The organism is Marvinbryantia sp. (assembly GCF_047017445.1).
In the GTDB taxonomy this organism is placed as follows: domain Bacteria; phylum Bacillota; class Clostridia; order Lachnospirales; family Lachnospiraceae; genus Marvinbryantia.
The window spans coordinates 14,141-29,786 of record NZ_JBKXTT010000007.1 but is presented as its reverse complement, the minus strand read 5'-3'; the positions used below and the strand labels follow the sequence as shown (position 1 = coordinate 29,786).

The 15,646-nt window shown below is 45.6% G+C and carries 12 protein-coding genes; all 12 read right to left on the bottom strand.

Annotated features, from left to right (window positions below; translation table 11 throughout):
- Positions 1-55: 55 nt before the first annotated feature.
- The gene (locus ACLU9Q_RS09430; RefSeq protein WP_412625108.1) at positions 56-241 is read right to left on the bottom strand and encodes a hypothetical protein; all 186 of its coding nucleotides are present in this window, start codon (positions 239-241) and stop codon (positions 56-58) included.
- Between the two features lie 128 nt (positions 242-369).
- Entirely contained in the window at positions 370-507 is a 138-nt protein-coding gene (locus tag ACLU9Q_RS09425) for a hypothetical protein (RefSeq protein ID WP_412625106.1), read from the bottom strand.
- Between the two features lie 73 nt (positions 508-580).
- Positions 581-2,878: a hypothetical protein gene (locus tag ACLU9Q_RS09420; RefSeq protein WP_412625105.1), complete on the bottom strand. Its 2,298-nt coding sequence runs from the start codon at positions 2,876-2,878 to the stop codon at positions 581-583.
- A gap of 2 nt (positions 2,879-2,880) precedes the next feature.
- Positions 2,881-4,488: a glycoside hydrolase family 43 protein gene (locus ACLU9Q_RS09415; protein WP_302591535.1), complete on the bottom strand. Its 1,608-nt coding sequence runs from the start codon at positions 4,486-4,488 to the stop codon at positions 2,881-2,883.
- A 97-nt stretch (positions 4,489-4,585) separates the two neighbouring features.
- On the bottom strand, positions 4,586-6,175 hold the full coding sequence (locus ACLU9Q_RS09410; RefSeq protein WP_412625104.1) for a DUF3502 domain-containing protein: 1,590 nt from the start codon (positions 6,173-6,175) through the stop codon (positions 4,586-4,588).
- A gap of 55 nt (positions 6,176-6,230) precedes the next feature.
- Positions 6,231-7,139: a carbohydrate ABC transporter permease gene (locus ACLU9Q_RS09405; RefSeq protein WP_302591533.1), complete on the bottom strand. Its 909-nt coding sequence runs from the start codon at positions 7,137-7,139 to the stop codon at positions 6,231-6,233.
- A gap of 9 nt (positions 7,140-7,148) precedes the next feature.
- On the bottom strand, positions 7,149-8,090 hold the full coding sequence (locus ACLU9Q_RS09400) for an ABC transporter permease (RefSeq protein WP_412625103.1): 942 nt from the start codon (positions 8,088-8,090) through the stop codon (positions 7,149-7,151).
- A gap of 170 nt (positions 8,091-8,260) precedes the next feature.
- Positions 8,261-9,847 (bottom strand): response regulator transcription factor, encoded by a 1,587-nt coding sequence (locus ACLU9Q_RS09395; protein ID WP_302591530.1) that lies wholly within the window; start codon positions 9,845-9,847, stop codon positions 8,261-8,263.
- 3 nt (positions 9,848-9,850) lie between these two features.
- Entirely contained in the window at positions 9,851-11,659 is a 1,809-nt protein-coding gene (locus ACLU9Q_RS09390) for a sensor histidine kinase (protein WP_006863502.1), read from the bottom strand.
- The gene (locus ACLU9Q_RS09385; protein WP_006863501.1) at positions 11,649-12,977 is read right to left on the bottom strand and encodes an ABC transporter substrate-binding protein; all 1,329 of its coding nucleotides are present in this window, start codon (positions 12,975-12,977) and stop codon (positions 11,649-11,651) included. Before ACLU9Q_RS09385 ends, ACLU9Q_RS09390 begins: the two co-directional genes overlap by 11 nt.
- Before the next feature lie 219 nt (positions 12,978-13,196).
- Positions 13,197-14,033, bottom strand: coding sequence for a carbon-nitrogen hydrolase family protein (locus ACLU9Q_RS09380; protein WP_412625102.1), 837 nt, complete (start codon positions 14,031-14,033; stop codon positions 13,197-13,199).
- Between the two features lie 74 nt (positions 14,034-14,107).
- Positions 14,108-15,640 carry an alpha-L-arabinofuranosidase C-terminal domain-containing protein gene (locus tag ACLU9Q_RS09375; RefSeq protein WP_412625101.1) on the bottom strand — a complete coding sequence of 511 codons (1,533 nt, stop codon included), beginning with the start codon at positions 15,638-15,640 and terminating at the stop codon, positions 14,108-14,110.
- Between the last annotated feature and the right edge of the window lie 6 nt (positions 15,641-15,646).

Genomic DNA, 15,646 nt, shown 5'->3' with positions numbered 1-15,646 from the left:
ATATTTCCTTTCCTGCCGTTTTGGCTTTTATTGCGCCTGTTCCAGGCAACGATTCTTACGGTATACTGCCGAAGCAACCGACACGTCTGTCCTGCGTTTCCATAGAATCCTTCGCTTTTTCGGACCAGTAGCGGTACCATTTTCCATCATTTCCCTTTTGATCCATGACAGACTCCCCGTAAACCGGCGGACTGAAACGGATATTCGGATAGAGATTATCCCCATTCATATAGAGTGCCATAAACTCATAAACTCATGCGACATTCCATTCTCTTTGATCTCCTGCTGCATATATTCCAGCATAGAGACATACGGACTTGCTTCCTTTCCCTGACACCGTTCTTCCAGATCCTCCCATGCTTTCGCATCCTAAAGGACACTGTTGAATCCCAGTCTCCTGAGAAGCCGGACGCTTTCTTTCACAAATTCCCTGTCATCATATGCCGGACGGTAAAAATTGCCGAACCAGATATTGATATAGGGTTCGCCTGTTTTTTTATCTATCATCGTATTGATCCTGGCTCCTTTCTTTTTGTTACATTCCATTTCCTGTTCACAAATGTATCACTCATAATCAAAACTACTGTATACCAAATTTCACAAAATGCCATTCGTCTGTATGAGTTTCCTCCGGTGCATTCGGCGCATCAGCAAAATTTTTCTTTCCCTCATACTGCGCGGGACTGATGGTATGATAGTCTCCCTTGTAATAATGATGAGGTCCGTAAGTATTGTAGGTACTCGGGATTAAATCCACAGTAATCGTATGTAGTCCAGGCTCCGGGATGTCTACACGCCACTCTTCTCCCCATGTATACCCTGCTTCGCGTCCGTCCACATAGATTTTTGCTGCTTCCGCATGAATGTGTTCAACCGCGCCAAGCTTGCAGTTTTGACCGGTGCCGATATAAAATTCGCTTTCCAGCGTAATACATTCTCTCATAAACGGGAATCCAGACTCTATCAGATGTGCACAGTCTACCAGTGTCAGATCATAGTCCTCCAGGAAAAATGAGCCTCCAGTTACCAACTGTCTCTGGCCATACGGTTGAAACCTCTCCGTACTCTTTACCAGAAATTCTCCCTGAAGAAATACCAGAGGCTCCGGTTGTTCTGCTGTTCCTTCATAGTGAATAACTGCAAATCCATTTCTTTTGATCCGCCGCCGGATCTGCTTTGGTATCTCATACCAGTATTCCCCTGACTCTTTCTTTTTCGGGATAAGTTCTTCTCCCATAACCTCCAGTTTTGACAATACGTCCAACGCCAAAATGTTCCATGGCTCTGATTTCCGGTCATTCCCGCCGTGATACTCGATCTTTGTATCGTAGTCCTTTAGCAGAATCTGGTTATTTCCTGCATTTTTTACAGTCCACTGAAATACCTCGGACGATCGGAACAGATCTGACCGTAGATATTCTGCCACTTTTTTTGTCTCTTCCCACAGACATTCTTCACTGTATATTACCAGATCATACGCCTGTGAATTCAGATAGAATTTCCCGTTCCTTATCGTTCCGCATCTCTCGATCATCCATTCTTCTGCTACATCAAACTGCATGCCGCGCCGATACATCTGCTCTATAAATTCACTGAACCGATTGCTGCATCCGCCGCTTTTCGTGTCCGGCACCCCTGCTCCGTTATGTTCATTTACCACCATAGCGTCTGCCGGATCATATGTGGACATCACTCTTCTTGCGGGTGCGATTATAAGAACCGGCCTTTCCTGTTCCGCCTGATCATCCCAGCGCTTATGTAATTTTTCAAACAACGCAGGAAACACATCGCGCCAGTTTACTCCGAACGGAATATCCGGCGGCCAGTCCCCGCGTATCGATGCCGTATTCTTCTGATACTGGCTGATATGAAAGACATACGTTGTAATTCCACACTCTGCCAGCCAGTCAATATTGCGTTCCACATCCTCCGGCGACAGTCCCCAGCCGCTTCCTCCCAGAATCTCCGCCATCGAATTCCCATCTCCAAACTGTCTGCCGATGGAAGCAGCGATTCTTGGATAATAATGGTTTCCCGGATCACGCCCAAGCGCATCCACTGCCGGATTATTGACCCGGATCAGATTGCGGAACGCCGAGCCGCCGGGCGATATCTGAAAAAAGAGATTTTCTTCTCCTTTTAGATGTGCTGCGTATCTTTTTCCATATGTCCTGCACCAGGTGTTGATTCTTCCGTAATAATTCTCTGCCAGAATGTCCGCCAGCAGTTCCCAGAAACGAACCCTCATTTTCTCATATCCCGGTTTTTCTACAAACAGATATTCCAGATGCTCCGGCATCGTTTCACCGTATTTTTCCGTATATTTTTCCGGCAGGTCATCTGTCCACGGAATGCCGCCTGTCTGCATGGATATTCCGTGCCCGTCCAAAAATCCCACTTCGTCGCTGAAAAACCCGGTCACATATTCAAATGCCTCCTGATCCAGGCCGTTTCGGTATCCGTCATACGTAATCCTCACAAAACATTCCATTGCCTTTTCAGACAAAGTATTCACCTGATGGAATTCTCTTTTACACACTCTGCCATCCTGATATACCAACCACTGACAGATGCAGTCTCCCAGTTCTTCCATTACCTTCCCGTCAGCGCGTCCCGACGGCCAGCCGTTCTCATCGTAAATCCAGAACTCCATTCCCAGTTCCTTCGCATACAAGATCAATTCGGACAAAATTCCCAAATATCCGGAACCAAGATATGGAGGATCATTCGGATAATATCTCGGATGAAATACTGTTCCCTGAAAACCGTAATCTTTCATCGCCTTTAACTGCTGTTTTAACCTACCGATTTCCAGAGAATCGTTGATTGCCCAGAAAGTCAGAAACCTGATAGATGTCTTTGTCCTCTTTGTTCCCATATTTACTCCCCTTTTTCCTGATATGTAAACCAGTCAAAATCCGCGTAAGCTCCGCTGCCCGTCAGATCCTGACAGCAAATCCCTACCATTGCCCCGGTAAACCAGCCCTCCAGGCACGCTTCATCCGATAAGATGCTTGCATCAAATACCGGTCCGATCTGTTCGTATACTTCTTCTCCCAGTCCATAATAGAACTGTAATTTATCGTGATCCACGGATACTTTCAAATACACCGGTTTTCCTTCTTTGATCGGAACAAATCCAACCGGATATGTGTAGGTTTTGTTTTCTGCTTTCAGGATACTGATGCATTTTCCCAAATCTTCATCACAGGTAACGTGCAGGTAAAAATAATTATCCGTATCGTACATGCAGATCAGTCCCGCCATCTGTTTAAATACATTTGGTTCAAATTCCAGTTTTGTATCCGCTTCAAACTGAAATTCCGTCCACCGTCTGGCAATCAGGCTCTGATCAAACTTCGAAGACAGTCCTTCCCGTCCGTACATGCGCAGATATCCAGGCCGTTCTTTCAGGGAAAGAAACCTTTCGTCCATTGGGATACGCAAAGACTGATATTCCAGATCCAGTGTTTCTTCTTTAAAATCGTCCCTACATGTTTTTTCCCCAAACACATACGGTTCCAGACCAGTGACTTCTATTTTCTCATCCGGAAGCTTTGTTCCATTCGCCAGACGTAGCCAGCCGTCGCTCGTCCATTCCATTTTCTGAATAGCAGTCTCCCTTCCCAGCGGATATCTGCGCTCTCCCGAAAATCTGGGAGCGTCTTTGGCATTCCTGTTTTCCAGCGGACGCCCGCACAGATGCACGGCATACCATTCTCCTTCCGGTGTTTCCACCAGATCACAATGCCCCGCTTTCTGTAATGGGAAATCCGGTGTATCCCGGGTTGTGAGGATCGAGTTATTCTCATTCCATTCATACGGTCCCCAGATATTTTTCGCGCGAAGAATAGATTGTCCGTGTGCCTCTCCCGTTCCTGTATCTGCACAGAACAGATAATACCAACCATCTCGTTTCACAATATGCGGGCCTTCCAGATAAATCCGGTCGCCGGTATAGATATCCCGAACCGGACCGTACATATTCTTTGCTTTCGCGTCATACTCCTGCAAAATAATCCTGCCCTTATATTTTTTCGGGATACGGTGGTCTGTCACCATACTGACCATATATTTTTTTCCATCATCGTCATGGAACAGCGACGGATCAAATCCGAAATTATTTAACGCAGTCGGCTCGGACCACGGTCCGTGGATATTCTCAGCCGTCACCAGATAATTGGCGGTATCATACATATTACAATAAAAAGACTTCACCACGGTATAAACCAGATAAAAGATTCCCTTATCATAAGTCAGGCATGGGGCCCAGATCCCCTGAGATGCCCCCACCCCTTTCAGATCTAACTGCGATACCCGATTCAGCGGATACTCGATCATTTCCCAGTGTACCAGATCTCTGGAATGATGGAGCCGGACGCCCGGCCACCATTCAAACGTTGAGTTCGCCACATAATAATCTTCTCCAACCCGTATGATGGAGGGATCCGGATGGAAGCCTCGTAAAATTGGATTCTCTGCTTTCATATTTCTCCTTTCCCCATCAGCCAAAAGGCTGCCATGCCGAAACCTCCCGCATGGCAGCCTGCCATCCAATCACATGCGGTTCATTACATCCCGCTTCTTATTTTCCGTCCAGAAATTCCTGAAGCTGTTTTTCTACTTCCGCTCTGACGATCTCAATATCATTCTTTGCTTTTTCGTAAAACTCGTCGATTTTTGCCTGTGTATCCGCTCCGAACAGGCCGCTCTGAAGCTGTGCCCTATAATCTCCGCCTGTCTGTTTCAGGGCTGCATATGCTATTTTTACTTCTGTCGATACGTTCGGATCGAATACAAAGCCGCTGATCGGATTCAGTTCAAAATTTTCCTTATCAGTTGCGTAAGCTTTATATTCCCGCATCTCCTCCGGCCATGTTACGTTGACTCTTGTGTATTCCGGATTCCAGCACAGCTCATATCCCGGAAATACATATTTGTTATTCGGTGTCAGATCTTCCATTGTCTTGTCGCCTGCGTCTTCCCAGTCCTCACCCTCGATTCCGTAGCAGAAAAGGTCGTGGTTTTCCTGGCTCTGGAAAATCCAGTCAAGGAATTCCATCGTTGCGCCAATATTTTCAGAATAATACGGTACTGCCACATAGTTTGCCGACAATGCCTGATTGGTAAAGGTTGCCTCTTTGTTGTTGATCTGATCCTCATAGAACCATACGCCAAGTTCGCTGTCCGGTGCGTTTTGTTTCAGGTTGGTGGCAATGTTATTATATCCGTCCAGATTTCCTTCAATGGCACCATATTTTCCTACATAGAACTTTTCTTCCGAGTTCGTCACTGTCGCTGAATCTGCGTTTCCGAAATCACCGTATTCATCTGCGATTTTCAGAAAGCGCTTTGTCATAAAGTTTTCCTGATACCCTTCGGGATAGTCTGCAAACCGTTCGTCCGGATCGCCAAAGATGCTTACATCTTCTACCGTCTTCCCGTCATCTGACAGAAGCGCCCGGAAATTCAAGTTCGCAGTAACTCCGGTGTTATCCACTTCTACAATATTATTTTCCACCGCCGTATACCAGTCAGAAAGATAGTAGAAGTATCCGCGGTCTTTCAATCCCATTGCAGACTCAATACCAAGGGAATCCTTATTCTCATTTACCGCCTGCAGATACGCATGGAATGTTTCTTCGCTGGTGACTGGCTCACAGCCAAGCTGCTCTCTCCAGTCTTCACGGTAGAAGATGCACCGCATGTCCGCATACTGTTCAAAAAACGGGATCGCATAGATCGCGCCGTCATCGCTCACCATCGTTTCCAGAATCTCCGGTGTAAATGCCTTCTTCAGCCCCGGATACTCGTCATTATCAAAATATTCCGAAAGATCTGCATACAGACCATTGCTGATATTGGATGCCAGATTTACCCAGTAGGCGTCAAAGGTCAGGTCGCATGCTTCCTGATTCATCAGCTTCAATGGCATCTCTTCCACATGCTTTGTTGTCCAGTTTACCTTGATGTCAATTCCCATGTCCTCGCCTGCACGCTTTTCAAATTCATCGAATACCTTTTCATAGTTCTCCCCTTCATTTGTGAGCCAGAATGTAAGCTCTGTCTTTTCTCCAGACGTCTCTTTTGCCTCTGATCTGCATGGCGCCATGGATACCGCCATCACAGCCGCAAGTGCGGACACCGCTGTTCTCTTCCAGATTTTTGTTGTCATAATTCCTCCTTCTCTGCTTTTACAGATGATATATATTTTTTGTTGCATTACTGCCTTATCCTTTGACGGAACCTACCATAATTCCGCCTGTGAAATATTTCTGCGCGATGGGATATACCAGTATAATCGGCCCGATCGTACAGAGCGCTGTCGCCATTTTCATGGTCGTGCTTGGCAAGGTCGCCGTATTAACCGCAGCTCCCTGTGACGCCATGTTTGCCAATGTTTCAGTTTTTCTGATCAACTGCATGATCAGATACTGTAGCGGCCATGTATTTTTGTCTCCCGCATTATAGAGCATTGCCTTGAACCATTCGTTCCAGTACCCCAGCGCATAAAACAGGCTAACGGTAGCAAGCGCTGGTTTTGAGCATGGGAGGATAATACGGAACAAAATCGTCATATCATTGGCACCGTCCAGCTTTGCCGATTCTGCTAACGAGCTCGGTATCGCCGTAAAAAAGTTCCGCAGTAGGAATACATTCCATGGAATAACCATGCTCGGCAGGATCAGCGCCCAAACCGTATTGGTAAGATGCAGATATCTGGATATCAACATATACGTGGGGACAAGACCTCCGTTGAATATCATGGTAAAGTAAATATACAGGTTGATTCTGGAACCGTATTTGATTCCTGCCGCCAACGGATATGCCAACATAGAACTTACAAGCATACTCAAAAGCGTACCAGCTACCGTGACAAAGATAGATACTCCGTAAGAGATCCAGATTTGTTTTCCTCCAAATACCACCTCATACGCCGCCATGGTAAACCCCTGCGGAATCAGTTTAAATCCATTCTTTAGTATCAAAGCTTCTTCCGAAAATGAGCAGGCTATGATGTAAACGAATGGCACAATACAAAAGAATGCAAAGACTCCTGCAATCAGATAACACGCGATCTTGAGCGCCTGCTCGCTTTTACTTAACTTTCTGTGATTCTTAACTGCCCTTTCTTTCATAATGCCCTCCTAAAAAATAGCTGAATCCGGTTCGTATTTTCTTGCCAGCTTATTTGCCGTTACCACCATGATGAATCCAAGAACTGATTGTACCATACCGATCGCCGTGCTCAATCCATATTCATTCAGCGTCCGCATCGCCCTGTATGTATACGTATCAATGACGTCCACCGTAGAATAAAGCATGGAGTTGTCCCCGATCAACGCATAGAACATTCTAAAATCTCCGTAGAAAATTCTTCCTATGTTAAATAATGTCATCAAGATAACCGTCGGACGCAGGATCGGCAGCGTCATATATCTGATCTTCTGCCACTTTGTAGCTCCGTCAATCTCAGCCGCCTCCATGATTCCAGGATCAATCCCTGTAATTGTAGCCAGATAGACTATTGCGCCGTACCCCGACGCCTGCCATACCTTTAAAACTACCATAATGATCGGCCATACCCATGCCTCCTGATAAAAATTGATCTGAATCCCCATGCCTTCCAGCAAATTCGTCAGGATGCCGTTATCTGTACTGATTACTGCATTGTTCAAAAACAAAGACACAATCGTCCATGATATGAAGTAAGGAAGCAGTGACAGCGTCTGTGTGATCTTCTTATACTTTTTGGCTGTAATCTCACTGAACACCACTGCAAGGACTACGGATACAAATGTCGATGCTATAATAAAGATTACATTCAGCCACAGCGTATTGACTGCCGCCTTGCTTAATCCAGGCCAGATACTGCCATTAAAGAAAAACCTGAAATTATTCAATCCGCAGAAGCTGCTCCCGAATATTCCGTCTTTTACATTAAAATTCTGAAATGCGATAACCAGCCCCAGCATCGGTATGTAGGAAAAAATAAAAATCTGAAGGATTCCCGGAACCGTCATTCCATATAGGAAGCCATGCTTTTTAATTTCCTGAAAGAAACCGTTCTTTTTCTTTACCCGTTGCATTTTATTACCTCTCTTCCTCTTTCTTTATACTTATCATAGCAGTTTCAGATTTTTTTCAAATGCTGCTTTTCAAGAAAAAAGTGCAGGTTTTCAAGACGTTTTTTGCCCGTACATAAAAGGAGCCGGATATCCGACTCCCATAAATGTCCTGTATTATTTTGTATTTCCTGTTACTTTTCTGTCAGTTTTCTTTTATACTCTGCCGGGCTGCAGCCGTAATATTCTCTGAATTTCTCCGTAAACTGCCTTGTATTCTGATAGCCGACCTTTTCCGCAATTTCATAGGTTCTGAGATCTGTCGTAATCACAAGCCGTTTTGCCTCATCCATACGGAGACCTGTCAAAAAGCTTTTGAAATTCCGGCCCGTTGTTTTCTTAAATAATGCCCCGAAATATACCGAATTTACACAGGCCATTTCCGCCATTTTCCGCATATTGATATCTTCCTCAAAATGTGCCTTCATATAATTGACTACCTGTGCAATGGCCGGATTCTCCCAAAGAACCGCACGGCTGGCAATCTGATTGGTAAGCAAACCGTAATAGTCCAGAAACTCCTGCTTCAGTTCATCATAAGTAATGGAAGCACGCATTTTTTCCATAAATTCAATCTGCCTTTTTTCATCTTCTCCAAAAGCGGCGCCATATGCCTTTAGGTCGTCATTGAGTGTTCCAGAAAAAAGAATACAACGGTTAATCACAGCATAGCGGTTTCCGTAATGAAGATTTTTGATTAATTCAATACATTCTTCAAACTTCTCCGTTACTTCCGGCCTCCGGGTTACAAGCATTTCCAGGATCTCTTTTTTCAACCGTTCGTAATCTTCAAAGGAATCTGTGAATTTCTTATGGATATCGTCTGCGCAGATCACTTTCCTGTCTAAAAAATACCGCATCTCATATGCAAATTTTGCCGATTTATACATATAACCCAAATCGGACGCTTTTTCCGAAAACGATCCCACGCCGGATCGAAGTTCTGTTTTCATCTCCTGCTCCACCAAATCCAACACCGGCAGCACGTAGTCTGAGAGCAATGTTCCCTTCTCTTTTGGCTCAATCATGCAAAGAATATAAAGGCAGTCCTCTTCCCTTTTCATCGGAACTCCCTTCTTATTATCCCGGAAAAAGTTCTGGATACGGTTAAACACAGAGAATTTAATCAATTCTGCTTTTTTATAATTCTCCACTTCTAGCCGCTTTTTCCGCTTGTCATCAAGATAGAAGCAGATGCCAACAAAGGTTTTCCCTTTGTAATCGATCCCCATATTACAGAAGCTTTCATACAGTTCCTCCGGCGCATATCCATTATCACTGTTCAGTCTTGCAAGCAGTTCCTGAAGTTCATTCTTTTCTTCCCGGAATATTTCCAGCCTTTCCTGATTGCGGAGACGCAGCAGCGCTTTTTTCACGGCTCCCTCCATCGCTTCCCTTAACACCGGCTTCAGAATATAATCCACTGCGCCCAATTGGATCGCTTCCTGCACATATTCAAATTTCTGATATCCACTGATAAAAATCACCTGAGGCTCTATCTGCTCCTGCTTTAAGCGTGCCATGAATTCCAGGCCAGTCATTTCTGGCATACAGATATCTGAAACGACAATGTCCGGCTTTTTCTCTGTCACTTTCTTCCACAGTTTCTTTCCGTCCATCGCTTCATCTATGATGGACAGACCGTATTCTTCCCACGGGATCAGCTTTTTCAATCCTTTTACGATGACAGGCTCATCATCGGCTATGATTACTTTTAACATTTCTCATTCCTCCAGCACCGGCAGTGTATATTCCACAATTGTTCCCAGGTTCTCGCAGCTTGTAATCTGAAATCCGTAGCTATTTCCGTAATTCTTTACAATCCGGTCATACGTATTTTTAATGCCGATTGAGATTGTTTCCCCTTTCCTGCTCCCGATAGTGTCCTTCCCCAGCAGATCTGTGATTTCCTGCACCTTCTCCTCCGGCATCCCCACACCATCATCCATAACAGTGATGCACAGGCATCCGGATCTTCTCAGCACACTGATCCGAACCTTTCCGGCTCCTTTTTTCGGACGCAGCCCATGTTTTACCGCATTTTCAATTGCAGGCTGCAGAATCAGCTTCAACACTTTCAGGTGCAGGCAATCCGCCGGAACATCCATCTCAAGATCATAAAGATTTTCATACCTCACTTTTACAATATAAAAATACTCCCGAATGTTTTCCAGTTCCTCTTTCAGCGTTACCTGATCCGATTCATTTCCAATCAGATACCTAAGCTGTTTGGAAAGACTGTCAATCAATCTGGAGGCTTTTTCCGCGTTTTCTGAAATTGCCGTCATGCGGATTACCTCCAGTGTATTGTACAGATAATGAGGCTTGATCGTGGATTTCAACGCGGCAAGCTCCGCGTCCTTCTGCCGCAGTTCAGCCACATACACCTGATCAATGTACTGCTGCAGATGATCCGCCATCTCGTTAAATCCCTCCCCCAGAACCTGTATTTCATCATGGCTGCGGATGTCTACCCGGGTATCCAGTTCGCCTTTTTGCATCTTTTCCATCGCGTCTTTCAACGTCCTGACCGGACGGCTGGTATAACGGGAAAATCCGTAAAACGCCACAAGAATCAGCACAGCGGCTCCCAGCATCCCGAGAACAAACCTGCCGCTGTCCATATACATTCCTTCGATATTTTGCCTGCTGATACTTGCCAGTACTTTCCAATCGGTATTTTCTACACTGCAATATGCATAAATGCTGTCTTCTGTCCGATATACCCCGCTCTCGCCTTCCAAGGCTTCCAGAATGCCGCTGATGCTCTGGTTTTTCTGTGTCACCTTCTCCGAATCCCTGCTGTATATGACCGTACCGTCTTTTGCGTCTGCCACAACGACCTCGCTGTCCTCCCCCATATCCATTCCCTCTTCCAGAATCTCCAGCTCCGATGGATCGAAATCAACATACAAAGTTCCCATGCGCCTGCTCCCTGCCGTGCGCATCGTTGACACATCCATATAATTCCGCGCCATAGTAAACACCTTTTCTTCGGAATTATAATAATAGTTGCTTTCCGAATGAGTCGGCATGATATAAAGGCTGTTTAAATCTTCCTCCCGCGGTTTCCACTGCGCGTCCAACACTTTGCGGATATCCATATTCTTTGTGGAATCCCGGCTCACATTATAAATCTTATCATAGATAAACCGGACATTTTGAATGGACCGATCCATATTCATTATGTTGTAAAGAATATTGGTAATCTGGCGTTCCCGTTCTTCTTCCTCCAGCTCTGTATCATCCAACAGCTCATAAAAGTACAGATAATCATCGGAAGTATAATCGTACAAAGACTGCGTAATATCATCATATTTTCCAATCAGGTCGGATACGTTTTTTCCCATGTTCACCGCCATCTGTGACGCGTTGCTTATCATAACCTCCTCCACACTGGATGAAAGCCGCATATAAAGGATCTGTCCGGTCAGCAAAAGCGGAATCAGGCCAATCAGAATAAAAGCAATAAACATTTTTACAAACATGCTGCTATAAATGCGCTTCTTCTCTTCCGGTTTCTTATCCTGCATCCGCAACCGCCCTTTCCCATTCCTGCTGGTATTCTTTTAACATCTCTTCTTTTGTTTTTTCCCCGTCAAGCACTTTCTTCAAACCTGCGCACAAAAAATTCCGGAAACCTTCCGGCGTATCTTCATCCCCGATTTGCATCTCAGGCTTCAGTACTCCACTGCCGACCTCTTCGCTGATTGCTTTTAGCTGCTCATTTTCTACCGGAATTTCCTGTTTTGTCACCGGAAGCGCATTCATCAGGCTGCAGATTTCTCCGTAAATTTCTTCGGAATAAAAAAACTTCAGAAAATTCACTGCAGCGTCATATTTTTTCTCATCGTTTCCGCACTCCGCTGAAATACCCCACCCGGACTGATTGTCGGTAAAGGAATATTTCCGGCCTTCATCATCCGGCATAAAGAACCAGCCAAGCCGTATCTCCGGATTCAGGCTCTGTATCTTCGGGATCTGGTTGCACAGAGAATACAGCATAACGGCATTGCCGTTAGCGATGTACTCGCAGGTCTCAGCATCGCCAGTCATGGCATAGCCGCGGCTGACGTATCCTTTTTCAAACAGTCCAGCGAACCGATCCAGCATTTCCGCCGGTTCCTCTTCCGTCCACGACACCTTCCCCAGTGTGCAATCCTTCTGCCACGATGGGTTCGATGACGTTACACAGGAATTAAAAAAATACCTGCACCAGAACATCAGATGCCAGCTATCGCCTCCCCCTACCACTAGGGGTGTATACTGCCGTTCCTTCAGCGTCTCGCACAGGACTTCAAATTCCTCCCAGGTGGAAGGCGGCGTCAGCCCCAGCGCGTCAAACACATCTTTGTTATAAATCATCCCCTGCTCCAGCCTGACGCCGGGCAGCGTATACACACAGCCGTCAGGAGCCATCCACGTATCTTGCAGAAGGTCTGTCAGCTCATCCGGAAGCGGGCAGAACATACCTTCCTCATATGCCATCCTGATATCCTTTACCTCCACCACATCCCCAAGTTCGCCAACGGCAGTCTGCCGCTTTAAATAGTCGTCGTAAAATCCGCTCTGCGTCCTTGTGGAAGGCTGCAGTCTCACCTCAATCTCCGGGTACTTTTCCATAAATGCGGCACACACCAGACTCACTGATCTGTTCCATCCGTCGTCCCCCGACGCGAAGGTCACGATCAGTACGGTTTTCTCCTCCGTCTGCGTGTTTTCCACTTCGGCATGCCTATTATAAAAAGCAAAAATTAATGCGAACAAAGCGGCAGCTGTCAGGCATCCCACTGCAATTCTCCTGATACCACGGTTCTTTTTGATGATCCTCCGTAATTTCTCTTTTCCCATTGTCCCACTCCGAATGTTTCATTTACTCTTCTTTTACATCCTAATCTTCTTTTTGCGGTCGTAAGGCATCGTCTCCTGATGCATCGCCTCTTGTATTTCATGATAATTCCATTCTGCGGATTTTGCAATATTTTCTCATTATTCCGTAGAATTATTCGTAACGCAATTCAGCCATAACAGCCAATCCAAGCTGTTATGGCTAATCTATTTCTGATTGTACTATACTTGCAATAATTCTTGATACAATTCCGGCTTCCGTTCCAAAAGCCGCGATTCCCGGCAACGCTTTGCAGCTTTCAGATCCACCTCTCCGATAACCACGTCATCTCCTGTACAATTGCCGGACGACAGTATCCGTCCGTCCGGCGAGATGATCTGGCTCGGACTGCGGAGATCTTGAATATCCATCCAATATGGCACCCCCATCGCGGCGGCAGTATAGATTCCATTTTCATAAGCCCGTGCAGGCCCATAGATCCATTCCCATCCCCACGTTGGACAAAAAATAATATCCGCACCTTTGTGCGCCAGTATCCTTGCTGTCTCCGGAAACTGCATATCCCAGCAAATTGCAAAACCAAACTTTCCATATCCGGTATCTGTCACAGTGAAATCTTCTCCTGCCTTCAGATATGTCTTCTCGTCCCCCGCCAGATGAATTTTCTTGTAACACGCTTTCACCTCACCATCAGGATCAAGCAGAAAAGCACAATTAGAGAGTTCGTTCTCTCCATCTGCATAAAACATTCCCGCAATAAGATATGCCTTCGAATCTTTTGCCGTCTGTAAAAACTTCTCCAAAATATTGTCCTGCGTTTTTTTTATCAGCTTTTTGTAGTCACCCTGATATTGTTTTGGCTGTCCGGCAAAATTGATTGCTTCCGCAGTCACGATTACATCTGCTCCCAGACTCGCGGCCCGTTTCGCCAGCAACAGATTCTTCTCTGTCATCTCTTTTTGGCAGTCCAGAATTTCTGCTTCCGTCCATATATTTTCTCTGTGTTCAAAATCATACAACTTGTTTTGCTTTGTCTGCAGCAATGCGATCTTCATCATTCTTCCCTTTCCTCGAAATCTTTTTCACCAGTATTAATGCACAACAAGCCGTACAGGCAAAGGTATCCGAATATTCATATCAGTTCTACATTCAGGACTGCCGCGCTAAGCGGCGGAATTACAATTCCAGATGGTTCTGTACACCGGAATTCTTTGAGGGAAAGGCGGTTTGGATGTTCCAGATCATTTTCTGTATCCGGTTCTGTATTTCCAAAAAATTTCCCAGAAATCGCTCCTACCGTTTTTCCTTTTATTCCGAAACTTACCGTTACGTCTTCTTTTATATGTCTGTTTACCAGATTCAATACTAATCGTTTTTTTTCTCTGTCATAACTGCAGGAAGCATCCAGATAAGGAACTTCCTTATAATAAGCTCCCTCCCATGTCGGCGACTGTACCCAGATATCCACCGCCTCCAGTCCCTTATTGGGGAGAAATAATTCCTGTACATAAGATACCGCCGTCCGAAAGGACCTACCTCCGCCCGGTTCTACGATCACTGCCGGAAGTACGTTCACAAGCTGTGCCATGTTGCACAGCACCGCGACATCCGCATTTCGGATAAAGATGTTAAAATAGGCCGCCGCCAAAAGTCCGTCTGCTGCAGTATAGTTACAGCAGATGTTCTCATCGGCGCGATACCATGGATTATACTCGTCCAGCGCAATGCCGATGGGTTTCATGTTCCCATGCTTATGCCTGATCAGACGGATATCTTCCCGCATAATCCGGTAAGCGTCCTCTAAAATCTGCATCTGCTCATTCAGATAATAATGTACCTTTTCTGTTCCCATCTTTTCCCATGTCTGCATAATATCATCTTTGTAGTCATGTCCGATATAGTGATGCAGATCAATATAGTCCAGATATTCAAACATACGATCCAGTACTTCCCGGTTCCAATTATCAGACGGATTAGGGAAATATCCGGTTGGTGCGTCATAAATGCCATCCAGTACCGGAAAATGTGCACCACAGCCGATCAGTTTAATTGAGGGATCCGCCTCTTTCATCGCCATTGCAAATTCACGTGCCCGTCTCACATAATCTCCTGCATGATCGAAATATCCAAGCTCCCAGTTTCCGCCAACTTCATTTCCAATACCCCACAGCCTGACTCCATGAGGTTCTTTATGACCATTTTCCCATCGTTGATCCGCATAACGGCTTCCAACTGAACCGTTGCAGTATTCCACCCAGTTTCTTGCCTCTTCCGGGGTTCCGGTTCCCATATTGATACAGATAAACGGTTCGGCACCTATCTTTCTACACCACTTGATATATTCGTCTGTTCCAAACGAATTATCCGGATTATCATAATGCGTTCTGTATCGTGTCTTCGGCCGTTGTTCCTTCGGTCCGATTCCGTCTTCAAAATGATAATACGGCGCATAGCAGCCGCCGGGAAAGCGAACTGAAGTCACTCCCATTTTTTTCGCTGTTTCTATCACGTCCATCCGGAACCCATCCTCATCCGCCGCAGGACTTCCCGGATCATAAACCCCGCCATAGATACATGCGCCAAGATTTTCAATAAAACTCCCGAAAATACCGGCAGATACTTCCGATATCACCCTGTCCGGATTTACAAATACTTCTGCTCTCATCACTTT